Below are 25,894 nucleotides of genomic sequence, written 5' to 3'. Positions count from 1 at the left end.
TTTATCTATTTGACTGTGCCATAGCATATAGTTGATTAGCTTCACGCTCAAGCTTTACGCCCAGCAATCTAGCAATATAACACTTCTTTTATATCTGCATAGCCCTCAAGACACATCACAAGGCGATCCAATCCTAAGGCAACGCCTGAGCACTCTGGTATTTGATCAAGACAGGCTAATAAGCCTTGATCAATGGGAACTGCTGCTTTACCAAGGCTTTGACGCAAATGTAAATCATGCTCAAAACGCTTTGCTTGTTCAATGGCACTTGTTAACTCATAATAACCATTGGCTAACTCAACACCTTGATAAAAAAGCTCAAAACGCTTGGCAACCATTTGCCCACCACTATCTGGCATCACGCGCGCCAAGGCAGCTTGCACTTCAGGGTAATCATAGACAAACACAAATTGATGCGCTTTAAGTTTAGGCTCAATGACATGGGTAAATAATACATCTAAGCACTCGATATTATTTGGACTGGCTAAGCCTTGAATATCTCCCACATGCTGAGAAAGCGCTTTTTGCAAAGAGCTCAAGTCTGCCGTATGTGGATTTATGCCTATCAACTGCTCAAATAACGCTTTATAGCTAAAATACTCCATGGATGCTTGAGGCTTCAATATAAGCAACATTTGTGCGATTTCCTCACGCAATGCCATATCATCCAATCCCACACGATACCATTCAAGCATCGTAAATTCATGGTTGTGATATTGCGCTTTAGGATCATCACGAAATGCTTTACAGATCTGATAAATACTGCCTGAACCCTGTGCTAATAATCGCTTCATCGCATATTCCGGTGAGGTTTGCAAAAAGCGTGTGCCTGACTGGGTATCAATAGCAAAAGCATCGATATAGGGATCACTCACAGGATATGGGTAAGACAAAGGAGTATCGACTTCTAATACATCTCTTTTGGCAAAAAACTTGCGGATTTTTGTAATATATTCAGCACGCTGAATCAGTGCGCTATTTGATGGCAGCATAATCTAGATCATATGTTAAAGTTTGACCATTCTAGCAAACATGGAAGGGAAAAATAACTGTTATTAACTGGAGTTACCCACTTTAGAAAAAAACTATGATTTCATAAACACCCCGTCAGCCTATGGCTGCCACCCCTCTTGAAAAGAGGGGAATTAGGCAACGGTTATTTTATATTCCCCTCTTTTCAAGAGGGGTGCCGAGCTTGCGAGGTGGGGTGTTGAAATAGAAAAAGTACGTAACTTTAGTTATTAACGATTATAATTAAACTTACTCCGGATAAATCTCACTCGCCAAGCCAACAATCAGTGGATCAGGTTTAATCGCAATATTCATATCTTTGTTTTTATAGTCCAGTCTTGATAACACAAAGCGCATTGCATTGATACGTGCGCGCTTTTTATCATCTGATTTAATCACCGTCCACGGAGCAAGCTCAGTATCGGTATGCAAAAACATACTTTCTTTGGCTTCGGTGTAATCATCCCATTTATCCAGACTCGCTTTATCAATCGGGCTTAGTTTCCATTGCTTTAGTGGATGCACTGCACGCGATTGGAAGCGTCTTTTTTGCTCTTTTTGACTGACTGAAAACCAGAATTTAAATAGCTTAATCCCACTTTGCACCAACATTTTTTCAAGATCTGGTGCTTGCGTTAGAAATAGTTGATATTGCTCAGGGGTACAAAATCCCATCACCTTTTCAACACCCGCGCGGTTATACCACGATCTATCAAAAAGAACGATCTCACCAGAGGTTGGCAAATGGCGAATATAACGCTGGAAATACCACTGACCCTGCTCACGCTCAGATGGCTTCTCTAATGCCACAACGCGCGCACCCCGCGGGTTAAGATGCTCCATCATCCGCTTAATCGTCCCCCCTTTGCCTGCTGCATCACGTCCTTCAAAGATAATCAGTACTTTTTGCCCCGTTGATCTTACCCACTGCTGCATCTTCAAAAGCTCAATTTGTAATTGTGTTTTCTGCTGCTCATAAACCTTTCTTGGCATTTTTTCCTGATAAGGGTAAATATTCTCAGTAAAGAGTTTACGACGATTTAATAAATCAAGTGAGATGTCGGTCATATCCATGTGCTTTCTTATCTATACATATCCTCATTGTAGCGCTAAAGAGAATAACTACAAGTCAGCATCTGGCGCCCATAAAAGTTAATCACAGAAATTACAGCCAACTTGCGTTTTTTTTGTTAGAATTGCCGTCGTTTTAACACATGGAGCAAATCAATGATTATTGTTACAGGTGGTGCCGGATTCATTGGCGCAAATATTATTAAGCAGCTTAACCTGCGCGGACATGAAGATATTCTCGTTGTTGACAACCTAAAAGACGGGCATAAATTTGTCAATTTAGTTGATTATGAAATTGCAGATTATTGTGATCAAACACCTTTTTTGCAAGCGATTGAGTCTGATTTAGGTTATTACACACCAAACGCGGGTTTGAAACTTAACCCTAACGATATTACTGCCATCATCCATCAAGGAGCGTGCTCGGCAACCACAGAGTGGGATGGTCAATATGTGATGGAGAACAACTACGAATACAGCAAGATCCTTTTGCATTTTGCGATGCGCCACAAGATTCCATTTATTTATGCCTCTAGTGCTGCTACATATGGCAATAACACAACCTTTATTGAAGAGCGCCAATATGAAAAACCGGTGAATGTTTATGGTTACTCTAAGTTCTTATTTGATCAATACGTTCGCAAATTTTTGCCACATGCACAAAGCCAAATCGTTGGTTTAAAGTACTTCAATGTCTATGGACCACATGAAACACACAAAGGCTCAATGGCAAGTGTCGCCTTTCATCATTACAATCAGTTTAAAGCACATAAACAAGTTAAACTATTTGATGCCTATGATGGTTTTGCCGCAGGTCAGCAAATGCGTGATTTCATTTATGTCGAAGACGCTGCCAAGGTTAATCTATGGTTTTTGGATCACCCACAAGTCTCTGGGATCTTTAACTGTGGCACAGGCACAGCTGAGCCTTTTAACAACATCGCTCATGCTGTCATTGATTTTTACAAAGAAGGTAGTATTGAATATATCGAGTTTCCAGAACACTTGAAAGGACACTATCAAAGCTATACCGAAGCCAACTTAGACAAATTGCGTGAAGCAGGTTGCGATGTTAATTTCAGAGATGTCAAAACAGGTGTTACGGATTACTTACAATGGCTTGAAAAACATAATAAAATATGATCTACACACTCATTCGCCTAACTTACAGCCTATTGTTTTGTCTAGGTTTACCCTTTATCAGTATCAAAAAATTAATTCGCAGTCGCAAAAACAAAGGCTATCGCCAAAGAGTGCGTGAGCGCTTTGGCTTTACTCCCTTTAAGACAGATGAAAGCATTTGGATTCACTCAGTCTCTATGGGTGAAAGTATTGCTATCGCGCCTTTGGTAAAAAAACTTGCCTTAAGCTACCCACATAAAACCTTTGTGGTCACTACCATGACGCCAACGGGAAGTGCGCAGGTGCAAAAGCTTTATAAAGACTTTGGCAATATAAAACACAGCTATATCCCCTATGATATCCCCTGCTTGTTAAAGCGCTTTATTAAACGCACTAACCCTAAGCTCTGTATTATTATGGAAACAGAGATTTGGCCAAACTTACTTGCACAATGCGAAAAACACCATATTCCAAGCATTTTAATCAATGCGCGTTTATCACAAAAATCAGCGACAGGTTACGCCAAGATTGGTTTTATTATGCGTCACATGCTTAAGCAAATCAGTCATATCAGCGCGCAATCTGATGATGATGCGATTCGTTTTATAACGCTTGGTATGCCCCAAGATAAAGTAAGCGTTGATGGCAATATCAAATATGACTTTCCAATTGCGGATGATCTTATTGAAGATGCCCAAAGTTTACGCCAACGTTTTGCAAAACAGCATATCTGGATTGCTGCAAGTACGCATCAAGGTGAAGATGAGATTATTCTTGAAACGCATCGCAAATTATTACAAACAATGCCTAATGCATTGTTGATTTTAGTGCCAAGGCATCCTGAGCGCTTTAATCAAGTGGCTGAACTGATTAAAGCACGCAAGTTTAACTACAGCCGTAGAAGTCTAGATCAATACCATCATAACGATGATGTCTATCTAGGAGACACCATGGGTGAGATGATGCTGTTATATGCCGCAAGTGATATTGCTTTTGTTGGTGGCAGTTTTGTCAATAACGGTGGGCATAATATGCTTGAGCCTGCAGCACTTGCTAAGCCTGTTTTATCGGGTCCATCGGTGTTTAATTTCGCTTTGGTTGCCGAGAAATTACAAGCCAATCACGCTTTAACCCTAATCAATAATAGCGATGAATTAGTTAAGCAATTACAGACACTTTTTAATAACCGGCAATTAGCAGCATCCCAAGGCAATGCGGCATTAGCGGTTTTTCAACAAAACAAAGGCGCACTTGACAAACAACTCTCAATCATTAAAGGATTTTTATGCTAAGCGAATTCATACAAATAAAGGATGATTTTGAAGACTTTGCCAAGGACTATTTCTTAGCGCAATCCATTCAAAGCCCACGTTTGAAAGAAGCAATGGCATATAGCTTTCTTAATGGTGGCAAGCGTATTCGTGCCATCTTGAGCTTTTTAAGTGGTACCTGTTTTAACTGTGATCCGTACAACATCAAACATATTGCTTTGGCACTAGAGGCAATTCACGCTTATTCACTGATTCATGACGACCTACCAGCAATGGATGATGATGATTTGCGTCGTTGCAAACCGACATGCCATATTCAATTTGATGAAGCCACCGCCATTTTAGCCGGTGATGCGTTGCAAACACTTGCATTTCAGGCTTTGAGTGAATTAAAAGCTATCGATATTAAACAACTGCAAAAAGCGCTTTATCTGTTGGCAACACACGCAGGCAGCCAAGGCATGGTTGATGGTCAGCAATTAGATATTGATGCTGAGGGTCAAACTCAGGATATCAAAAGCATTGAGACAATACATCGCTTAAAAACAGGTAAGCTTTTAACCGCTGCCGTTGTATTGCCTTTTATTGCTTCACCTTATTACAAGGATCAAACCGTTGAAAAACACCTTATTGCATTTAGTCAATGTATTGGGTTAGCCTTTCAAGTCAAAGACGATTTGCTTGAAGTAACTTCCGACACGGCGACTTTAGGCAAAAACAACATGAGTGATCTTAAGCTCAATAAGTCAACCTACCCTTCTTTGTTAGGTGTTGAAAAGACGCAACAATTACTGGATGAGTTGTTTACTCAATCCATGGCGCATCTGCAACAAATCAAAGGGTGTGATACGACATCGTTAGCGCAACTGGCTGAATATATTATTAGGCGCACGCATTAGTCATTACTCTATATAGCTGGTAATAATTCGCGCTAGACTAATCAGTTGATTCTTATTCTGACAATTCAGTTTCTCACACAAACTGGCAATACTGCCCTGCACTGAGCGATAGGAACGCCCCGCATGCATCGCAATCTCTTTCGCCGTGGCACCCGTGGCAATAAAGCGTAAATACTCGACATTCAAATCTGTCAATTTCAAGCGCTGCTGTAAACTCTCAGGTAAACGCACGATATCAGGCATTACGGTGTTATCACTAAAGTCCTTAATTTCAATTAAGGTATGAAATCGCACCACACTCATCAATAGATCAATACAGTCTGTCAAACACTGATAAAGCTTGGTTTTATCCTCAAATGTTAGCTGATTAAAATAATCCGCATTGATATCAAATGAAAAATGATCCGTATAATTGTGATAACACCTCACAATATACAGCACGATATTATGCGCATCTTGAGTGATCAGCTTATGTTTCATCTGATCACAGGTTAGTTCATCATAGCTAAATACTTTAAATACATTGGTTTGCTTAGGGATGATTGAGGGGTCATAACGCCATAAGTCAAACTCAAGATAGGGCTTAATCAACGCTTTAGTAAAGCTTGTAATCATCGCATATTGGTTTGCCTCAAAACGCCGTACCCACGTTAAGGTACTAATCGTATCTTCACAAATAATATCTAAAATTTGCCTGATAATTGCCGCATTAGTGGCACTATCATAGAGCATCGCTTCAAGGTCTTCTTCTTGTATTTTTAGCAACGAAGTGATGACATGTTTTCTCATAAACTGAAATTCATTTTCAGTGTCCGTGCGACCAAGTATAGCTTACTGTGTGTTAATGTCAGCTTGCATTTGCGCGACTTTGGCGCTTTAACAGGCTCAATATTGGCTCAACAGCAATAGATAATAAAATCAACAAGCAAGCGAATATCATGTTGATACTAATATGGTCGCCCATAATGATGACACCAAGCACGCTGCCAAATAAAGGCACAAGATAGTTCGATAATGAGCAAAACCCAGCGCCTGCACGTTTAATTAAACTGACATACAGCACATAAACCAACCCCGAGCAAAACACACCTAAGATAATCGATGCAATAAAAGGATGTAGGGCTAAGTGCATACCTTGTAGCGAGCCATTGCCAAGGTTTATGCCAAGCATAATTATCGTACCAATGATAAACGCATCACGTGATAGCAAAAATGCATCTTCATTGGGCAAACTTCTGATAATGATTAACGCACTAGCAAACGATAAAGCGCCAAGCATAATCGCTAATTGTGGCAATAATGCGCTTGATAGCCCTGTTGTCATTAAATCAGGCGCAAATAAAACCAATAAACCAATAAAGCCAATGAGCATGCCGACAAACTTAGCTTTTGTTGCGCGCTCAACACGCGTTAACAACACTAAGATAATCGTGAAAAATGGAATCGTGCCCATCAAAATCGATGCCATACTACCTGAAACAGATTGTTGCCCCCACATCACCAAAGTAAATGGAATCACCACTTCAAGCACACCAATTGCTGCAACTTTAGACCATGTTTTAAGGTCTCTTTTATAGCGTTTTCTTTTGGCAACCAAACAAAAGACAATCAAAAAAACTGCGGCATAAAATGTTCGTAATAAAGCAAGCTGCTCAGGCGTGTAATTGGCTAACGAGAAGTCGATTAAAACAAACTGACCACCCCAGATAACCCCGATAAATAACAGTAAAATATAATTCATTGCTAACGATCACACCTTATCGATATTCAACCGTCACAATTTCATAATCAACCACACCTGAAGGCGTTGCGATATTGGCTTCGTCACCCTCTTCTTTGCCAATGAGCCCACGCGCTAATGGTGAGCTTAATGAGATTTTATTGTATTTGATATCCGCTTCATCTTCGCCGACGATTTGATAGGTTATTTCTTCATCACTATCAATATTTATCAAGGTAACCGTCGCACCAAAGATCACTTTGCCATTATTAGTCATGTTAGCAATATCAATCACTTGCGCATTGCCAAGCTTCGCCTCAAGCTCTTGAATGCGCCCTTCGATAAAGCTCTGCTGCTCACGTGCGGCATGATACTCGGCATTTTCTTTTAAATCACCGTGCTCACGTGCTTCAGCGATTGCAGCAATCACCTTTGGGCGCTGAACACTTTTTAAATCTTGTAACTCTGCTTTTAACGCCGCTTCACCGGCAACAGTCATTGGAATTCGTACTGCCATTTTTTATCCTTAATTCTTTTATCTTTTAGTCTTTACTTTAAATCTAAATAATAAAAAACGCCCAGCATGCAACATGCTAGGCATTGTTCAACTCTTTTACTCATCTTTTATTCACTGGCATGTATTATACCGAAGCGTGCTTTGTTTGCAATTTCTAAAATGTCTATCCATCGGATCAAAATCAATCGCTAAGTTTCGCCGTATTTATGTTTAAAAGACTTTTAAGATCAGTATAATGACTGCATTGAAATGTCACTATAAATTCAAACGTCAACATAATAGGTAATAACATGTTTACTATTAAAAAAATTTCTTTGATTGCAGCATCCTCTATCGCTTTGCTAGCCACGCAACTGTCATTTGCTCAAGATGCAGTAAAAGCACAAACAGCAGAAAAAACACAATCAACACAAACAACACAAGTAGCGCAACCCGCGGCACAAAATGAACCTAATACTTATGGCGCGACATCTGTTAATTATATGGGTGTGCCACTTAATGCCTATGGTGCAGTTTCATCCAGTGCCAATGTTCCACTTGAGGTGCAAGTACCACCTGCACCTGCGAATTTGGTATTACCGAATATTACACCGGCAACTGCGATCTGGCACAATCAAATTGTTACACCGCCAATGCTTAATGTTAAAAGCTATCTACTGATTGATGCTAAAACAGGTAATATCTTAGCTGAGAAAAATGCCAACATGCGTATTGCGCCTGCCTCGTTAACCAAGATGATGTTACTTTATATCGTGGAGCAGAAGCTAGCTGCAGGTAGCATCAAGCTTGATCAAAAAGTACAAGTTCCTGCCATTGCTTGGCATACCGCAGGATCAAGCATGCATTTAAAAGCAGCCCAAGAAGTGACTATCCAGGACTTACTAGAAGGCACCATTGTTGCCTCAGGTAATGATGCTGCAGTCACCTTAGCAATGACGCTTGCCGGTACACAAGAAGGTTTCGTCAATATTATGAACTTCACAGCGAAGAAACTAGGCATGAATAACACGCATTTTAGTGATGTTATGGGTTTACCAGCCCCTAACTTATACACGACAGCGCGTGACTTGTCTGTTCTTGCGCAACATATTATTTATGACTACCCGCAATACTATCATTACTACAAAATGTCTAGTGTTAGCATGAATGGTTTTGTTACCCGTAATTACAACAAATTATTAGATATTTATCCTTATGCTGATGGTATCAAAACAGGCTCAACAGACTCTGCCGGTTACTCGCTTGTGTCTTCAGCAGTGAAGCCTGATCATGATCGCTTAATCTCTGTAGTTATTGGTTCAACCAGCCTTTTGCAAAGCGCTCGTGATAGCCAGACATTACTAGAGTATGGTTTTTCTAACTTCCAGACGAAAACGTTCTATCCAGCTAATTACGCCTTAGGCAATATCCGCATTTACAAAGGCGAGAGTGACACCGTCGATATCGGTGTGCAAAAACCCGTAGCAATTAGCTTCCCAAGCTATATCGATGCCAAAGATATTCAGTTTGTATTACACAAGAACCCTAAAGGTCTTGTTGCACCAGTTACAGCAGGCACTGATGCTGGAAGTGTTGATATGGTTTATAAAGGCAAAACCATTGAGACATTCCCAGTCGTTGCATTAAAAGATGATGCAACTGGCTCATTATGGCAACGCATTAAGGGCACTGTGTCTTTGTGGTTTGCTTAAGCACGTACACTGCCATCACTCACTACTTGATATTTAAATGTGGTTAATTGTTTAATGCCAACAGGTCCTCGAGCGTGAAGCTTGCCTGTTGATATCCCAATCTCAGCGCCCATGCCAAATTCTCCACCATCTGAGAATTGCGTTGAGGTGTTATGCATCACGACGGCACTATCAACATTTTGCATGAAAAATTGTGCAGCTGTTTGATCTTCGGTCAAAATCGCATCGGTGTGATGTGAGCCGTAATGATTAATATGCTCAATTGCTGCTGCAACATCATCAACATGCTTGATTGAGACGATACTGTCTAAATACTCCGTTGACCAATCAGACTCTGTTGCTTTTTCATATTGTGAAAATTGCTGCCACAAATCCTGATCAAGACGCAGAACACACCCTGCTTTATCCAATGCGGTTAATAGTGCTTCAATATGCTCAATTGGCAACTGTCGATCCAATAAAATCGTCTCTGTTGCGCCACAAATGCCAGGGCGACGCATTTTGGCATTGACACACACATTAAGTGCTTTGCGTAAATCAGCTGCATGATGGACATAGGTGTGACATATCCCATCTAAGTGCTTAAACAAAGGCACTTTACTATGCTTTGTCAAATATTCAATCAACGCACGCCCACCACGTGGCACAACCACATCAAGATATTGCTCTTGAGCTACCAGATACTCGATCGCAGCTCTTTCCTGAGTTGGCAGCATTTGTACGGCATCACTGGCAATCTCTGACTTTGCCAATCCCATCTGTATTGCGCGCATAATCGCTTGATTTGAATAAAAGCTCTCGCTACCACCTCTTAAAATTACGGCATTGCCCGATTTTAAACACAGTCCAGTTGCATCAACGGTGACATTTGGACGTGACTCGTAAATGACTGCAATGACACCTAGTGGCACACTGACTGCTTTGATATCAAGTCCTGTTGGTCTTTGCACATGTGATAGCACACAATGAAGTGGGTCTGGTTGTTTTGCAATCTCACGCAAGCCATCACTCATCGCGACAATTCGCTCATGCGTTAACAATAAGCGATCAAGCATGGCTTTATTTAAGCCCTTTGCCGTTGCATTTTCAATATCCTTGGCATTGCCTTTTAGAATATTATCCGTATTGTGCACAATCTCATCAGCGATTAATGACAATGCTTGATTACGCATATCGTTCGTGCTTGACGCCAAGTGATATGTTGCTTGTTTAGCTTGTTTGCACAGTGTTTCTATTGCCTGATATTCATTTACCACTTATCTTAACTCCTAAAACTGAATTCTCTCTCAAACCAATACCATATTATTGCGATGAACAATCACTTTTGTCTCTGGCGTATAACTTTTAGCTAATAGTACCTGCTTTAATACCTCTGCATGCAACATTGCCACACCAACTGCTACTGTGTTGCCTTGCTCATCCTTTATCGTAAGCACATCATCTGCTTTAAAATTACCGACACACTCAATCACACCAACAGTTAACAGACTTTTACCAAGACGTAGTGCGCGCAGTGCCCCCTCATTAATAGTAAGCGCACCACTATGTTTCACATGATGCGCCAGCCAGCGCTTTTTAGCACTTTGATCAATTTTTTGCGCCTTAAACAACGTAAATCGTCCCGTGTTTTGTAAGCTTGTTAATGGCTTAAGTGCCTTGCCATTACAAATCAGCATATTACAACCATTATTAACCGCAATCTCAGCAGCTAGAATTTTAGTGATCATACCACCTGAGCTAATCTTGGTATGACTTTCTCCTGCCATCGCTTTGATCTCGTCATTAATCACATCAACGCTTTTAATAAACTGGGCTGTTTTATCCATATTTGGGTTAGCGGTATATAGTCCATCGATATCTGAAAATAAAATCAACAAATCGGCATTGATCGTTTGCGCAACACGCGCGGCTAAACGATCATTATCACCATAGCTAATCTCAGTCGTGGCTACGGTATCATTCTCATTGATAATCGGAATTACGCGAAATCTAAGCAGCGTTTCCAAGGTATTTTGCGCATTGACATAGCGTTGACGCGTTTCAATATCATCGATATTCAATAGCACTTGTGCGCTATGAATATCAAAGGCTGCAAATTGTGATTGATAGACTTGTGATAACTTAATTTGCCCAATCGCTGAAGCGGCTTGCTTTTCCGCTAGGGTGCATTTACGCCCCATGCAGTTAAGCACCTTACGCCCCAATGCCACAGCACCCGATGAGACAATAATGATTTCAATGCCTTGTTTGTATAACTGATCAATATCAGCGATTAAACTTTCAAGCCACTTTTTTCTGATTTCGTAATTATCATCAACTAACAGCGATGAGCCGATTTTAATCACTATGCGTTTGTAGCCACTTAAATTCATAGATAATAAGCTCTTGTGCTCTTAACTTTCCAAGTTATAACTGCTTATTATTCTGCCACGGGTTACAGATTTTGCCTAAACCAATTTGCTATATCTTAGGACAAACAATGTCTCCTTGACTGATCCCAAATATAGGACTAATATTCATGCTAAACGCACACTGATTATACGCATCATGACTTATATCCCATACAGCGGGTCCACCAAATTGTGACTCTGTTTTTAATTGCGTATAACTTGCTTTTAATTTACTCCATAAATCGTCTGGACATTGCAATGACTCAGCATCACAAACATGCCATATAGTATTTGTTGCAGGTGCCACAGAATTAGGTCCAGCCAATGGATCTATCAAAAGCTTAGTATTAGCAGGAATAGTGTATGCAAATGGCTTTGTGACAGGTGCCTCATTTTGATTGCCTGTGCTTAACTTTAATTGATGGGTTAAATAAAGATAGCTATTAATACCAAATTCAGGGTCTTTCTCACTCGTACCATTTATTGTATAACCTGCCGTAAAGCCCTCCTGAATAATAAGATAATCAAAATCACCTGCCTTAATTGCGGCATCATAATCTTGACTGACTGCAGTGGATACCAATGCAGCTGAACCATCTCCAACCATATTTAATTGCGGCGCTGCTGTAATGATGATACTCTTCCCTGCTTTTTGTGCATCAGACTTAAGATAGCCAATCAACGTATGTAAATTATCACCATTAAATGTTGATTCAAGATCAAAGTCTATACCATCATAACCATTTGCTTCTAAGAACGTCCATATTTTACCAGCCTGCTCTTGCAATTCAGTCTGTGATGAAGCTAAGGTAAACGTATTAGCGGAGCCACCCACCGAAATAAGAACATGTTTAAGTCCATTTCCTTTAGCAGATTTAATGTCATCAAGAATCGTTTGTCTGACTTTGTCATCTATAGGATTCCAACCATTATAAGCTTGAAAAACATTGAAAGTATACTGCATGTCTGCAGTTGCTTTGTCCTCACCAAAGGCAACAATAATCATGTTGTAACCCATTTTGACAGCATCGGATATTTTAACATTCATATTTGCCTTTGGTCCCACAGATGATTGTGGCAAATAACCAACCCTTACCTGATCAGATGCTTTAGCATAAGTAATTTGTTCTTTAAATCCATCTTTAGTCACTTTTATTTTGGCTGGATTAATATCTGGCGTATAGCCTGCAATACCATCAACTGAAATATTATAAGTTTGCCCAACAGCAAAACTTGCCCCAGTTTTTGCACTACCTTTACCATCCACAAGTTTAACTGCTTGAGTAATACTTTTGTATCGCGCGGTATCCTCAGGCGTAAAGTGGACATTAACACTAGATTGCGTCTTAGGCGCACCATTAACCATTACCTCTGCCAAAGCCGTAGGAATAGGTTGACATTGATAAGTTAATGACACACTGCTTCCACTCTTAGAAGCTGTGATTGATGCAGGAGAAAAGCTTGCAGAACATAGATTTTGATTATAGACAATATTACTACTTGAAAGCGTATAATGATCACCTGCCATTAAACCATCAATGGAAGCGACCTCATCCCAGCGTACCGTCTTTGTTGTAAGTAAACTTTTTGTATCCGTATCAGTTAATGTGACGACTGGATTTTCACTATAACCTTGGAGTGCTTGAGGTTTATGTGCTTGCAATGTTATTTTTCCATCAAGTGCTAGCAAACTATAACTAACATCAGCCTCAACGGTTTCACCCTTCAATACGGTTAAGATTGCTGGGCTAACATTTGCAGCGTAAACATGTGAATTGTCAACTATATAAACTGGCGCTTTTATCGTATATTCCCCAGGGACTATATTGTTGACGCCAAAATTTTCACCCCAAGGCACTATATAATCACCTAATTTACTTCCATCTTTTTTATCAATCTCCACGTTCGGGTTGCCACTTGCTCCGACTGGCTTTAAGGTTTTATTATGAATACTGATATTACCCGTACTTGCCTTCCCCCGTGATAAAGTTAAATGATCACATAGATCTGAAGGTATATTAAATGCAGGCCAAGCAGCAACTACAGTAATACTTAAAACCCCGTTAGGGCTTAAGGTTTCTTGAGCAAAATTCGGCACCATTTCAACAACACCGTCTTGATATAATGGCTCTGGGGTATCTATAACCTTTCCTCCTGCTAAAACATGTATTTGCTGAGCCTTTAACACAGATGGTGATGGGTAACTTATTTGAACACCATCAAGCCCCAAAGCTTTATTCTCTGTATTGATATAGTTTGCATTAAAATAACTATCCCCTCCCGAGCAGCTAATGAGTTTTAGGCCATCAAGATCTTTTTTTGCTGCTGCTGTTGAATAATATCTACTAGCTGCATGATTATATATCGGCAAAGTTAAGACACTGGCACATGCCAATATTAATTTACGGTTTAACAGTTTTTTTATCATTATTATAGTCCTTACATTTAGGTTATATAAATTTCCTATCTTGCTAAAATTTAAAAATATCACTAAAGCGCAATTCGCAAAATTAGCATGCCAATAATCACCTAATAATCATATTTTTAAATGCCTCATTCCCTTGAGAAAACGTGATACTCTCCACTGCGAAACAGTATAAATAACTATTTTTTGCGCCAACAGAGTCCAAATGGCAGGGGTATCACAAAAAACTTTAAAATTTATCATCATGGTTTCTGATATTTGTTGTTCTTTAATTGCATCAGCACCAGATTTTTATATACATTAGGTATTTAGAGATTTTCCCGAAACCAATTTACCGTATCTTTCATCCCTGCTAATAGCTGATTAGGATCTGAGAACTCATGCCCTTGATCACGATAGATTTTTAGTGAGACCTTTTTATGCGCTTGTTTTAAAGCATAATATAATTCTAACGATTGACTAAGCGGCACCTCACTATCTCTATCACCCCCTTGAATCAATATGCTACCGTGAGTTGAATCCACATGTAAAATCGGTGATATATTTACCCAAGGTTTAGCATCTTGCCAAAAAGGCACCCCCATAAGATAAGTCAGTGTATGATAATCCGAAGTACCCTCAAGGCTCACCAAATCATTGACTCCAGCGCCATCGACTGCCGTTTTGAAAAGACTTTCACGCTCCATTGCTACTGCCGCAAGAAAGCCACCATAACTCCAACCCCAGATGCCAATATGCTTAGGATCAACAATCCCCTCGGCGATTAAATGCTTAACACCAAGAGTAATATCCTCCAAGTCAATTTGCCCAATTTTCTGATAGTTAGATGCCATAAATGGCACGCCATAGCCCGTACTACCATGCACATTCGGTCTAAAGATTACATAACCTTCTGCCGCCATACAGCCCACACAAAAAGGTGTATCTAGCGTATGAGGGGAGCCAATAAAGCTGCCCCACCAATGATTAGCAGGTCCGCCATGCACCGCAACAATCAGTGGATATTTTTGCCCTTTCTTATAGTTTGGCGGGTATGTTACAAAGCCTTCGATACTTTCCTTATTGCTACCAATCCAATGGATTATTTCTGTTTGCCCTAATGCATAAGGCAGTTTTCTTTGCGGATTGATCACTTCTGGTGAAAACTCATCTAAACGACTAACGACTGCTTCAGGCGCTTTATTGCTATTCATTTGCATATAGCCGATCGCTGTTGCTTGGTTGTTAATAACAGGGCTTACAACTGATTCATCACGGTTCAGAGGCAAAGTATCTGATGTCTTGATATTAACTTTGACAAGACGCTTCGTTAAATGATCATCTTGCACCATCAACAGATTCTCATCTTTTTGATCCCATGAGAGTAACTCGGCACCACCCTCAAACAAAGGCTTTAAACATCGCTGTTTATGGTCGTTTAAATTCAAAATACACAGTTGATTGCTGTATCTTAGAAGGTAATCCGCATATTGATAGCCTTTTGGCAATTGATTATAAAAATAGGCAAGACTTTGACCGTCATGTGATAAAACTGTCTGATCATAATAAGCTTCACTTTTTGTTAAGCTCATCACATGCCCTGCTAAATCAACACTTTTAATCGCGCGCTTTCTTGAGCGCTCTGGCGCCAATGAATGTACACTAACAAAGATAATACCGCTATTATCTTTTAACCACGTCAAACGATCATTTATCACATAATCACCTGACTGGCTTAACGCTTTAATGCTTTGAACATGCGTTTGATCTTTTGACAGCATTAACACATAAAGTTTATTACCTGCATACATTGTCGCTGGATCGAGTACCGAAAAATTATCACGCTTATCCTCATGCACACTCACAGCGATCATTTGCCCATTGGGTGAAATTTGATAGCTTACTAATTCTTGCACAGGCATTTGTAGTGGGTATAACTTGTTAAGCTTCACATCGTAAACACACAGGCTTAATTGATCATGCTGTTCTTTAACAAGCAATAACTTACGTGCATCTGGAAACCAAGAGACACTCAATACATTAAAATTAAAATTAAAAAGCTTTTGCGCGGCTGTCATAGCGCTAGCATCAAGATGCTTGACGTAAAAAAGCTGATAACGCCACTGCCACTTACCCGTTTTTTTGTTTTCTTCACCTTTCTTCTGTATATAAACTGCCTCTTTAGCATCATCTGAAGGTGACACAAACCCAAACCAAGGTTGTGATAATGATGCCTCAGCTGTTAATGGCTGCATTGACTTTTTAGGTATATTAACATCAGCCATTTGTGCATATATCGGCATGATGCCAACGATATTCAAATAAGCACATAGTGCAATTTTTCTAAGCATGAATCACTCCAGTAGAATTTACGCTGTAGATTACAATATTTTGCGCAAAACCGGAAGTTGGCGAATGAAATGTGACACAAAGAAAGTGCTGACAATCGCAATAACTGCCGCAATAAAAAAGCTTGTAATAGAACCTAGATGAAGCTTTGCTACTATTAGCGTTGCAGCTGTGATAAAAGGTCTTTGCAAAATATAAGCCGTATAAGCTGCTAAGGCGAGGTTTTTAGTTAACCAACTGTGTTTGTTAAAGCATGTTTTAAACAGTACAATTAAGAAAAGGCATATGCCAGAGCAAATCAAAGGTCTACCTACAACATTAATAATTACAGTAGCGACATGATCATAGCCAAACACATGAAAGATCACTGCAGCGACAAAAACGACCACCGCTCCAGCAAACCATGGCAATGCTATTTTCACAGTGAGTGACGCCAACCAATTTTCCTTCCAAGCCTTTATCCCAAGGCCAAAGAAAAATATATAAATCATCATATCAGGTAACCCACTTGCACTGAAAAAAGGCATGACTATCCCAAGTGTATGTGGCGACATAATCATCGGAATAGTATACATTGCCACAATTTGTACAACCGTCAACAATATAATAAAGCTCAATATCCTTTTATGAGTTAATGGTCGATCCACTGAGTGCTGAACATCTTTTTTCGCAGCAAACACTCTATGATAAATCAAGAAAAACACTGTGAATATTAATAAGGTTCTTACAAACCAAAGCTGATCTACATCTAGGAGATTGATTGAAAAATGAAGAGGCTCGGCATATAAATACTCACGCCATAAATTCATAATGGGCACAAAAACTAAAACCATAAATAATAATGGAATTCCTAAGCGCTTCAAGCGATCAATAAGAAACACCTTATTGCCTTTCTTTAATAGCGCAGGCAGTAAAAAATAGGATGAAATCGCAAAAAATAACGTCATAAAAAATGACTGCTGAAAGGTTAAATAAACTAGGAATACTTCCTTTGACAACTTGCTTGATGCCGGCACCCAATAATAGCCACCACCACCTGGTCCGCCAAAAGCAATACACGTATGATGAGCAATCACCATAAAAATCAATACCCACTTAAGGTTATCTAAATAATCTAATCGCTTGTTAGTTGCTATTGCAGACACATATACTCCTTTCATTTATAGTTACTTCCACACACTTTGAGCATATTAAATATGCAGCGGCATTTTAGAGGTATATTATACATCCCAAAAGCAGCCAAATGGCAAAGGGAAGATTCTGGCTACAACATAGTTACCCACAGGTAGGGCAAACTTTACTCTCTATCTTAAACGCTCTAAGATATCATCAACGAACGTATTGCAACTACATACGTCAGTTGATGGATTAAAGCCATCTTGAATAACCTCAGCGTAAAAAGGTCTATTTTGACTAAGATAATCACTTTGTACTAAATTAAAAACTCTTTTAAATTCGCCAACTGGGCGCCTAACGATATAAAAACTGAAATTACTATTGAAATATCTTACATAACTACTATTTAAATCCTCAACTGAATTAATCTTTCTGATTGTGGAGCCAATACCGACTGGCTTATTTGACAGGAAGTCATGAGTATAGTTTGTAACAGCTTTATACTCGGTAAGGTTACGTATATCAGCAACATGATATCTGATTACATTAATGGACATGTTAGCACGATCAGTAATTGTAACTACATCAAATGCAGCATGGTGTTTATATGTACCATCTTGGCTAGCTCTTGTAGCAATGATTACAACTTCATTCCTCTGTAACTCTTGTGCAATTGTATCTGGTGTATTAAATTGTATAACACCTTCCTCAGCACCTGCCACTGCAGGAATTTCAACACCTGGCACTGCAGGAGTTTCAGCAACTGCCGCTACAGGAGTTGTTGCGAAAGAAGCCACATCAAACCCCATACTCGCAATCCCTAGCACCAGTGACGCTGTCTGCCATCCTGAGTCATTCCCAGCTGCTTCGGCAACAACACCTGTAGCACCTGAAGCTCCCCCTAAAACTGCAGCGATCAATGGCAATGCTGCACCACCACTAGCAACACCTGCGATAATTGCACCAATTGCACCAGCAATCCCTAACCCGTTTAAGGTGTAGTTAAGCCATGCTGGCATATGCCCACTTGGATCAATGTTCATAATCGGATTGCTATTAGCAAAATTATATTTATTCCAAACATTGGTATTATCTTGCGTGATAAATCGTTGTGTTCCCTCGTCATAGTCACGTGCTCTCAAATACACCAAACCAGAACTAGAATCCTGATATTCGCCGTTGTAGCTAAAGTTTGTTGCCACATTTGTCTTAAGCGTATCAGAATGCACGCCATAGGCTTGATAATCTGTTGTGCCTTGAATAGCAACTACTGCATTACTATTAGCTGGCTTATCTAAGGTTAAACTATTGCTTTTACTATTACTTACATAATACAAGTTAGTGTGACTATCATCCCTTATAAAAACCTCTTGGGAAAAACTATTTTTCACAATTCCAGCTAAGGTTAAAAATGCAAGGGTGCTTACTATTATTGTATTTATTAGATATGATTTCATTTTACCTACACCTATCTGATGATAGGTTGCCTTATTTATTAGATTAAAAACGGAATACCTACCTGAAAAACCGCCCCGCCCACATTATAAGTAAACGCATAACTACGCACAGTTTCCAAGCTATGAAAATTTAGTTCCGCCGCCGTAAACACCCCACCTTCAACGGCGGTAACCCCAGAGGATATTAAGATATTTTTAAAAGACATTTCATTTTTCCATGACAGTACTGACATTACTCCTTCTCTTGCCACTTCCATTGCTTCGCCTCGTGCCGCAAATATGGCAAGAGAGGCACCAAACTTGGTGCCTACATTTACCTCATACTTTAAAAAACCTTCCTTCCACATATTCTCAACAAAAAAACCGCCCACAAATCCGCTTATTCCCCCTGATGCAGATCCACCAAGTATCCCTGCAAGCATTGATGAACCACCAACAGTCTCAGCAGATAATGCCGTCGCCACCCCCTCAAGTCCGTTATCTATGGCACCAAAAAGTTTAGCCCATTTAGGGTCTATCATACCTAAGGTACCAAAAGCACCGCCAATATCCTCAAGCCCCATTTCTAAATATGCATTTAGCGCCATTGTCTTTTTCTGAATAAGTGCCTGTATTCCATTGCCGACAAGAGTAACAGGATAAGACTTTATTCCATATCTTGTTGATTGACTTTTAAACAAAACTTCTTCACTATTAGTGACACTATCATTCGCTAGAGCAGTCTCACTACTTTCATTGGAAGCGCCAGCAGTTTCTGAAGCAATCTCAGTTGCAGCTACATAACTATCTGTAGCTTCTTCTGATGCGACTGTAGCTTCTGCTGATGCGACTGTAGCTTCAGCCACTGGGGTAAAAGCGACAGCTCCTAATGGAATAAGAAGACCAAGTCCTATCAGAGTTATCCCTATTAAGGTATTCCATCCTTCTTTACTTAGATGCCCACTTGGATCAATGTTCATAATCGGATTGCTGTCAGCAAAATTATATTTATTCCATACATTGGCACTATCTTGTGCGATAAATCGTTGTTTTCCTGCATCATAGTCACGTGCTCTTAAATACACCAAATCAGAACTAGGATCTTGATATTCTCCATTGTAGCTAAAATTCGTTGCTACAGTTGTGTTGAGCGTATCAGAATGCACGCCATAAGCTTGATAATCTGTCGTACCTTTTATAGCAACCGTTGTATTACCATTAGTTAGCTGAGTCAGGGTTAGGTTATTACTTTTGCCATTATTGACATAATATAAGTTGACTGCATTATTATTGTTAATCCCAACCTCTTTGGAAAAGGAGCTTTCAACACTAACAATAATACCTAAAATAATAAGATATGGTAACCAAACTGACAAAGCGCCGCTAATCATCGACTTCTTTCTTATAAGCTGAATTCTAAACTTCATAACCTACCTCGTTCAATATGAGACATTTTTAATTTAATTTGATTTGTTTCACATTTATTCAAACATACTACCTAACCCAATCACGAGATTATCCTGTTATATCTAATTTTCTACAGGCAAAATAAACGTATACTTCAATCATAACTCAGATATATCTCCACTAAGCAAAGCACCAAATATTGGTGTCTTTAAATTAAGATAAGTAAATCTCATCGCTTTTGCTAACCTACTATTGGGATAATTACCTAAGTAAGTTTGTGAGAATCCAGAATATGCACCCATAAGTGGTGCCGCAGCAAGATTAACTGCTGTATTTGTCCAGTTGATATCATGATTAATTGCACTATTAATCATATTGCCTGTCATACCAACTGCACCATTAAGTGTTGTTCTTAATGCCCCATAGACAATTTTTTTAACCATGCTATTATTGTTGCCCATTATACGACTCACCCTCCCATAGATTAGACCACCTGCAAATCCTGTTGCACCATTGATTAATGTAAATCTTGCAAAGTCACTCAAGTTAAAATGATTCCCATCGTTGTCTTGATATGTTTTCAACCCTGAACCAACGCCTAATAAAAGATTTGATCCCGCACTACTTCTAGTCACTTTAGCATCGTTTAACTTTTCACTAGCCTTTAACCCTTCACTATTGATATCTAGACCTGTTTCCTCCGTGGCAGAGAATTCTCTAGCTTGTTTAGATAGCAAAACTTTTCTCCCTAATGGAAATATACTATCTTGGGCTGAATAGACACCGATCATGCCGCCTATAGCCATAGCAAAATCACCAGCTGCAGCATAGTACCTATGCTGAATGATGTCACCAATACCAAACAAAATATTAGAAACACTTGCTCCTGTTTCAGCTAACACAATCAACGAGGTGCCATCTGTAACAGGAACGCTAGCTAAGGATACAACAACTGTCATTAACAGCCCAATAGTGTTTAAACTGATATGCCCACTTGGATCAATGTTCATAATCGGATTGCTATCAGCAAAATTATACTTATTCCAAACATTGGCACTATCTTGTGCAATAAATCGTTGTGTATTGGCATCATAGTCACGTGCTCTTAAATACACCAAATCAGAGTTAGGGTCTTGATATTCCCCATTGTAGCTAAAGTTTGTTGCCACATTTGTCTTGAGTGTATTTGGATGCACACCATAGGCTTGATAATCTGTCGTGACTTGGATAGCAACTGTTGTATTGCCGTTAGAAGATGAAGTTAACGTTACATTATTGCTTTTGCCATTAGTAAGATAATAGAGACTGATGCTAGGCTGTGCTATACGAGCATAACCTATTTGTGTTGTTATTAATGCTATAAGACAGATACCGATAGTTACCGAAATAATTGGTAGTTTATTCATATGTTTCATCCGTGACCATTAGTTCTATTGACGCTTTCAATAATAACTTGTTTACCGTTATGCAAATTGATTCCTAAACCCAATCAGGCAAATCTTCCCCATGATTAGTCAGATTATAAAGACCCTCAGCGCCTGTATAACTCAGCAAAAGGAATGGTGATTTCACGGCCATATACGCCACTCCTGCAGAAGCTGAACGAATAAAATTCGTTTGAGCATTGCGTGGAAAAATCATTCTAAATTTTTGCATAACATAATTTACTACACGCAAAATACAACCTGGTGGCTCACTAGGATTTTCAACATATTCTGCAACCTTCAACCCTTTAATCAATCCAAATGCAACGCCACCACCACCATAGTCTAAAATAGTCCATAGTAGTTCGTATTTTTTTAAGAATGGTGAAAAATGACTGCCATAGGTGCCAGCCACACCAACAGCACTTAATGCTTCAGCAAATAAACCAAGACGCAACTCGGTTTTGCGTGATATACATGGAAAAAACTTTGGTTCATTTCGGTTAGTAGCTTCGGCACTCCCTCGCTCCTGTGTACCAACAACAGAATCCTGTTGTGCATCGATATCAGCTTGTTGAGTATCAACTCCCGCTTCAGACGCTTGAACATCATCATTTGCAGATTGCGTTAATGCTGCAGATGATTCTTCCGCTACATCAGTTGACTCTGCAGTAGCAGTAGCACCAGCTTCAAGACTCTCTGTTGCAACTCCTGCTACGTCTGAAGTCGCAACACTCTCAGCACCTATGCTAGCAAGCTCAATAATACCCAGAGATCCTCCAGTGAGTATAACGCCAGTCATGACCAGTGTCATCAAGAGTCCAGTTGATGAATGTTTCCATACAGAGCCAAAAGATAAATGCCCACTTGGATCAATATTCATAATCGGATTGCTATCAGCAAAATTATATTTATTCCAAACATTGGCATTATCTTGCGTGATAAAGCGTTGTGTATTGGCATCATAGTCACGTGATCTTAAATACACCAAATCAGAGCTAGGGTCTTGATATTCGCCATTGTAGCTAAAGTTCGTTGCTACATTGGTGTTAAGCGTATCAGAATGCGCACCATAGGCTTGATAATCTGTCGTGCTTTGAATGGCAACTGCTGCATTGCTATTGAATGGCTTATCCAAGATTAAACTATTACTTTTGCCATTATTCACATAATAAATATCATTTGCGCCTGTTGTTAACGATTCTTGTGCAAAACTGATCTGCGCCATTCCAACCATAAATAAATAGGCACTCAACTCTAAAAGCTTCTTAGATATCATAAAGAAGCACCAAATAAAGAAGCATCTAATGATGTATCATTGAAATCGACCAAAGAATATGAAATAGGATCTTCATAATTAAGTACTGTAGCTCTCAATTGAGGAAATGCCTTAGCCGAATGGAATGCAGATATATCAACAAATGATGTCAAATTGGTTATATGGCTATCAACCAAATCAGAAAAATATGCTTGTTCAGTAAAATCATATAGCAACAAATTCTTAGATTCAGGAGCTTTCAGCATAGTCTTTTGTTCATCAGATATTACATTCATATCATTCTTAAGCCAACTTTCTACATTACTCATTGCCGTTCTCATCGATGGTACAATGGCATCATAATTGTATTTATTGTAGACGGCGTAACCTTCTTGAATAAAAGTCGAGCGATCTATGTTGAGGGAGATGCCTTGATTATGTAAAGATTCTTTTAATCGCCCAAGGTCAGCCTCACGTAGTCGTTGAGGTGAATAATTATAGGATCTAGGATCTAGTTGTTCACTAGATGCTATAGGTGATATTCCAGTCTCAGTAGAATCTTGAGCTACACGATCAGTCAATTGAACTCCTGTGATTTCACCTGCTCCACCAGCTGCTGAAGAAATCCCAGAAGCGACATCAAAACCCATACTTGCAATCCCTAGCACCAGTGACGCTGTCTGCCATCCTGAGTCATTCCTAAGTGCTTGGGCAGCAAAACCTGTAGCACCTGAAGCTGCCCCAAAAACTGCAGCGATCAATGGCACTGTACCAGCACTGAAATAAGCTGCGGCAATTCCTCCAAAAAAACCTGCTATGTTTAAGGTATAGTTAAGCCATGCTGGCATATGTCCACTTGGATCAATATTCATAATCGGATTGCTGTCAGCAAAGTTATACTTATTCCAGACATTGGCACTATCTTGCGTGATAAATCGTTGTGTTCCTGCATCATAGTCACGTGATCTTAAATACACCAAATCAGAGCTAGGGTCTTGATATTCGCCATTGTAGCTAAAGTTCGTTGCTACATTGGTGTTAAGCGTATCAGAATGCGCACCATAGGCTTGATAATCGGTCGTGGCGTGAATATTGGCTTCAAGCCCCCCATTACATGATAAGCTTAGCGTTACATTATTGCTTTTACCATTACCAAGATAATAAAGGTCACTAGCTAAAACAATCTGCGCAAAAGTTAATTGGCTTATTAAGCCTAGTAACCATATTATTTTAATTCTCATATTTTACCCAATATCGTTTTTATATTAAAAACCACAACGCACTCAAAAAGACTCTTGAATATTTATTTCTTCACAAGCTGCTACATAAGGCAGTCAGGCTGTTCTATATCTGAGTATATCTCTGATCGACAATCGCTAGAAACCACCCACGAAACTCGGTTGTTTCTATACTTAATGGCAGTAGGCGTCCACTGGGTAGGGTTATTTCGGCATTTGCTCTCATGCCTGATGGTAACACCCAAACCTCTCTACCTCCTCCTATTCGATTATGAGTACTTATAAATACTCCGAGATTAATATCGTAATCATCTGAAATCCCTCTTGACCCCACTATATTTAATGCACCATTATCATAAATAAATTTAGCTCTAGTATTGACAAAAAGTCTCTCAAATTTAGTTGGAAATGAAATAGGTAAATCCAGTGCATCATTTAAAGAAGTGGATTGCTGAAGCACTCCCCTTAGCTCATTTGCAGTAGCTATGTCTTCTCGTTGTTGTAATAGAATAGGTAATCTATAAGCAAGACCACTATTTGTTATATTTTCATCAGCACGCAGAGCAAACCAGTGTCGTCTAAATACATTTAATGCCTTCATTTGCCTTAAGTCATTCTCTTGCCGTATCGCAGCTTGGATTGGTCCTTCACTCAAATCATTATTAAACCCATCTATCAAACTGGGATTAAATCTAATACCATCAAGATCGTTAGCCTCTCTCCCTCTCCCCATTACACTAAAACCAGAAGTAAGATCAAACGCCATACTCGTAATCCCTAGCACCAGTGACGCTGTCTGCAATCCTGAGTTATTCCCAAGTGCTTGGGCAGCAAAACCTGTAGCACCTGCAGCTGCCCCAAAAACTGCAGCGATCATAGGCATTGTACCAGCACTGAAATAAAATGCGGCAGTTCCTGCAACAATTCCTCCAAAAAAACCTGCTATGTTTAAGGTATAGTTAAGCCATGCTGGCATATGTCCACTTGGATCAATATTCATAATCGGATTGCTGTCAGCAAAGTTATACTTATTCCAGACATTGGCACTATCTTGCGTGATAAATCGTTGTGTATTGGCATCATAATCACGTGCTCTTAAATAGACTAAATCAGAGACCGGATCCTGATACTCACTATTGTAGCTAAAGTTCGTTGCTACATTGGTGTTAAACGTATCAGAATGCACACCATAGGCTTGATAATCTGTCGTGCTTTGAATGGCAACTGCTGCATTACTATTAGTTGGTTTATCCAAGGTTATACTATTATTTTTGCCATTATTCACATAATAAATATCATTTTCACCCGATGTTAACGGCTTTTGAGCGAAACTGATCTGAGCAGTTAGCATTGCTAACATACAACCAGTTATGACCACAATTTGTTGATGTCGTTTATTATTCACTTACCCCATCCTCTTATGACTTGCCGTCATTTGCTTTTTTATTTTTGGCTCTATTTGTGTTGCAAGGAGATTATAATTCATACTTATTGCACCGTTAGTTTTTTACAAAGGACGTTTTCTAACAACGAGAAAATTAATGCTTTTCCTCGCTTCTTTGCATTATGA

The 25,894-nt window shown here is 39.5% G+C and carries 20 protein-coding genes; 4 read left to right on the top strand and 16 right to left on the bottom strand.

Annotated elements, in window-relative coordinates:
* Window positions 1-68: 68 nt before the first annotated feature.
* Window positions 69-992, bottom strand: a complete 924-nt coding sequence (gene epmA, locus F3D68_RS09360) for an EF-P lysine aminoacylase EpmA (RefSeq protein ID WP_151194174.1) — start codon at window positions 990-992, stop codon at window positions 69-71.
* A gap of 268 nt (window positions 993-1,260) precedes the next feature.
* Window positions 1,261-2,079, bottom strand: coding sequence for a polyphosphate kinase 2 (gene ppk2 / locus F3D68_RS09355; protein WP_151194173.1), 819 nt, complete (start codon window positions 2,077-2,079; stop codon window positions 1,261-1,263).
* Between the two features lie 159 nt (window positions 2,080-2,238).
* Here ppk2 and rfaD point away from each other — a divergent pair, with 159 nt between their 5' ends.
* Genes rfaD through F3D68_RS09340 form a run of 3 tightly spaced genes read left to right on the top strand, consistent with a single transcriptional unit; the run spans window position 2,239 to window position 5,374 of the window.
* Window positions 2,239-3,225: an ADP-glyceromanno-heptose 6-epimerase gene (gene rfaD / locus F3D68_RS09350; protein ID WP_151194172.1), complete on the top strand. Its 987-nt coding sequence runs from the start codon at window positions 2,239-2,241 to the stop codon at window positions 3,223-3,225.
* Complete coding sequence (waaA, locus tag F3D68_RS09345; protein WP_151194171.1) at window positions 3,222-4,496, top strand: lipid IV(A) 3-deoxy-D-manno-octulosonic acid transferase; 1,275 nt, start codon at window positions 3,222-3,224, stop codon at window positions 4,494-4,496. The genes rfaD and waaA overlap by 4 nt, the downstream gene beginning before the upstream one ends.
* The gene (locus F3D68_RS09340) at window positions 4,490-5,374 is read left to right on the top strand and encodes a polyprenyl synthetase family protein (protein ID WP_151194170.1); all 885 of its coding nucleotides are present in this window, start codon (window positions 4,490-4,492) and stop codon (window positions 5,372-5,374) included. Before waaA ends, F3D68_RS09340 begins: the two co-directional genes overlap by 7 nt.
* A 3-nt stretch (window positions 5,375-5,377) precedes the next feature.
* On the opposite strand, the gene F3D68_RS09335 is transcribed toward F3D68_RS09340, so the two are convergent.
* The 3 genes from F3D68_RS09335 to greA are packed head-to-tail and all read right to left on the bottom strand — an operon-like array spanning window position 5,378 to window position 7,611.
* Complete coding sequence (locus F3D68_RS09335; protein ID WP_151194169.1) at window positions 5,378-6,163, bottom strand: helix-turn-helix transcriptional regulator; 786 nt, start codon at window positions 6,161-6,163, stop codon at window positions 5,378-5,380.
* 58 nt (window positions 6,164-6,221) lie between these two features.
* Window positions 6,222-7,115 (bottom strand): DMT family transporter, encoded by an 894-nt coding sequence (locus tag F3D68_RS09330; protein WP_151194168.1) that lies wholly within the window; start codon window positions 7,113-7,115, stop codon window positions 6,222-6,224.
* Between the two features lie 16 nt (window positions 7,116-7,131).
* The gene (gene greA / locus F3D68_RS09325) at window positions 7,132-7,611 is read right to left on the bottom strand and encodes a transcription elongation factor GreA (RefSeq protein ID WP_224728282.1); all 480 of its coding nucleotides are present in this window, start codon (window positions 7,609-7,611) and stop codon (window positions 7,132-7,134) included.
* Window positions 7,612-7,901: 290 nt separating this feature from the next.
* Between greA and F3D68_RS09320 the strand changes: the two genes are divergently transcribed.
* Complete coding sequence (locus F3D68_RS09320) at window positions 7,902-9,302, top strand: D-alanyl-D-alanine carboxypeptidase family protein (RefSeq protein WP_151194167.1); 1,401 nt, start codon at window positions 7,902-7,904, stop codon at window positions 9,300-9,302.
* On the opposite strand, the gene F3D68_RS09315 is transcribed toward F3D68_RS09320, so the two are convergent.
* The 11 genes from F3D68_RS09315 to F3D68_RS09265 all read right to left on the bottom strand — a co-directional run bounded on the left by F3D68_RS09315 (window position 9,299) and on the right by F3D68_RS09265 (window position 25,729).
* The gene (locus F3D68_RS09315; protein WP_151194166.1) at window positions 9,299-10,558 is read right to left on the bottom strand and encodes a glutamate-5-semialdehyde dehydrogenase; all 1,260 of its coding nucleotides are present in this window, start codon (window positions 10,556-10,558) and stop codon (window positions 9,299-9,301) included. The two genes, F3D68_RS09320 and F3D68_RS09315, sit on opposite strands and share 4 nt — an antisense overlap.
* A 30-nt stretch (window positions 10,559-10,588) precedes the next feature.
* Window positions 10,589-11,674 (bottom strand): glutamate 5-kinase, encoded by a 1,086-nt coding sequence (gene proB, locus F3D68_RS09310; RefSeq protein ID WP_151194165.1) that lies wholly within the window; start codon window positions 11,672-11,674, stop codon window positions 10,589-10,591.
* A gap of 88 nt (window positions 11,675-11,762) precedes the next feature.
* Window positions 11,763-14,120, bottom strand: a complete 2,358-nt coding sequence (locus F3D68_RS09305) for a glycosyl hydrolase family 18 protein (protein WP_151194164.1) — start codon at window positions 14,118-14,120, stop codon at window positions 11,763-11,765.
* A 305-nt stretch (window positions 14,121-14,425) separates the two neighbouring features.
* Entirely contained in the window at window positions 14,426-16,447 is a 2,022-nt protein-coding gene (locus tag F3D68_RS09300; protein ID WP_151194163.1) for an alpha/beta hydrolase family protein, read from the bottom strand.
* Between the two features lie 30 nt (window positions 16,448-16,477).
* Window positions 16,478-17,590, bottom strand: a complete 1,113-nt coding sequence (locus F3D68_RS09295; RefSeq protein WP_191092783.1) for an acyltransferase family protein — start codon at window positions 17,588-17,590, stop codon at window positions 16,478-16,480.
* Window positions 17,591-17,749: 159 nt separating this feature from the next.
* Window positions 17,750-18,952 (bottom strand): RHS repeat-associated core domain-containing protein, encoded by a 1,203-nt coding sequence (locus tag F3D68_RS09290; RefSeq protein WP_191092782.1) that lies wholly within the window; start codon window positions 18,950-18,952, stop codon window positions 17,750-17,752.
* 104 nt (window positions 18,953-19,056) lie between these two features.
* Window positions 19,057-20,424 (bottom strand): RHS repeat-associated core domain-containing protein, encoded by a 1,368-nt coding sequence (locus F3D68_RS09285; RefSeq protein ID WP_151194160.1) that lies wholly within the window; start codon window positions 20,422-20,424, stop codon window positions 19,057-19,059.
* 138 nt (window positions 20,425-20,562) lie between these two features.
* On the bottom strand, window positions 20,563-21,810 hold the full coding sequence (locus F3D68_RS09280) for an RHS repeat-associated core domain-containing protein (protein ID WP_191092781.1): 1,248 nt from the start codon (window positions 21,808-21,810) through the stop codon (window positions 20,563-20,565).
* Between the two features lie 73 nt (window positions 21,811-21,883).
* Entirely contained in the window at window positions 21,884-23,107 is a 1,224-nt protein-coding gene (locus F3D68_RS09275; RefSeq protein WP_151194158.1) for an RHS repeat-associated core domain-containing protein, read from the bottom strand.
* Window positions 23,104-24,327 (bottom strand): RHS repeat-associated core domain-containing protein, encoded by a 1,224-nt coding sequence (locus tag F3D68_RS09270; RefSeq protein WP_151194157.1) that lies wholly within the window; start codon window positions 24,325-24,327, stop codon window positions 23,104-23,106. The genes F3D68_RS09275 and F3D68_RS09270 overlap by 4 nt, the downstream gene beginning before the upstream one ends.
* Before the next feature lie 103 nt (window positions 24,328-24,430).
* Window positions 24,431-25,729, bottom strand: coding sequence for an RHS repeat-associated core domain-containing protein (locus tag F3D68_RS09265; protein ID WP_151194156.1), 1,299 nt, complete (start codon window positions 25,727-25,729; stop codon window positions 24,431-24,433).
* Between the last annotated feature and the right edge of the window lie 165 nt (window positions 25,730-25,894).

It is taken from the genome of Cysteiniphilum sp. JM-1 (assembly GCF_008711525.1).
GTDB lineage: Bacteria > Pseudomonadota > Gammaproteobacteria > Francisellales > Francisellaceae > Caedibacter.
This window is presented reverse-complemented; position numbering and strand designations above follow the sequence as displayed.

What these genes read in the sequence shown, in the direction of transcription:
- F3D68_RS09280 (WP_191092781.1), bottom strand. Translation starts at nt 21,810, where the DNA reads ATGAATAAACTACCAATTATTTCGGTAACTATCGGTATCTGTCTTATA.
- F3D68_RS09305 (WP_151194164.1), bottom strand. Translation starts at nt 14,120, where the DNA reads ATGATAAAAAAACTGTTAAACCGTAAATTAATATTGGCATGTGCCAGT.
- F3D68_RS09270 (WP_151194157.1), bottom strand. Translation starts at nt 24,327, where the DNA reads ATGAGAATTAAAATAATATGGTTACTAGGCTTAATAAGCCAATTAACT.
- F3D68_RS09300 (WP_151194163.1), bottom strand. Translation starts at nt 16,447, where the DNA reads ATGCTTAGAAAAATTGCACTATGTGCTTATTTGAATATCGTTGGCATC.
- proB (WP_151194165.1), bottom strand. Translation starts at nt 11,674, where the DNA reads ATGAATTTAAGTGGCTACAAACGCATAGTGATTAAAATCGGCTCATCG.
- waaA (WP_151194171.1), top strand. Translation starts at nt 3,222, where the DNA reads ATGATCTACACACTCATTCGCCTAACTTACAGCCTATTGTTTTGTCTA.
- greA (WP_224728282.1), bottom strand. Translation starts at nt 7,611, where the DNA reads ATGGCAGTACGAATTCCAATGACTGTTGCCGGTGAAGCGGCGTTAAAA.
- F3D68_RS09275 (WP_151194158.1), bottom strand. Translation starts at nt 23,107, where the DNA reads ATGATATCTAAGAAGCTTTTAGAGTTGAGTGCCTATTTATTTATGGTT.
- rfaD (WP_151194172.1), top strand. Translation starts at nt 2,239, where the DNA reads ATGATTATTGTTACAGGTGGTGCCGGATTCATTGGCGCAAATATTATT.
- F3D68_RS09285 (WP_151194160.1), bottom strand. Translation starts at nt 20,424, where the DNA reads ATGAAGTTTAGAATTCAGCTTATAAGAAAGAAGTCGATGATTAGCGGC.
- F3D68_RS09335 (WP_151194169.1), bottom strand. Translation starts at nt 6,163, where the DNA reads ATGAGAAAACATGTCATCACTTCGTTGCTAAAAATACAAGAAGAAGAC.
- ppk2 (WP_151194173.1), bottom strand. Translation starts at nt 2,079, where the DNA reads ATGACCGACATCTCACTTGATTTATTAAATCGTCGTAAACTCTTTACT.
- F3D68_RS09340 (WP_151194170.1), top strand. Translation starts at nt 4,490, where the DNA reads ATGCTAAGCGAATTCATACAAATAAAGGATGATTTTGAAGACTTTGCC.
- F3D68_RS09330 (WP_151194168.1), bottom strand. Translation starts at nt 7,115, where the DNA reads ATGAATTATATTTTACTGTTATTTATCGGGGTTATCTGGGGTGGTCAG.
- F3D68_RS09320 (WP_151194167.1), top strand. Translation starts at nt 7,902, where the DNA reads ATGTTTACTATTAAAAAAATTTCTTTGATTGCAGCATCCTCTATCGCT.
- epmA (WP_151194174.1), bottom strand. Translation starts at nt 992, where the DNA reads ATGCTGCCATCAAATAGCGCACTGATTCAGCGTGCTGAATATATTACA.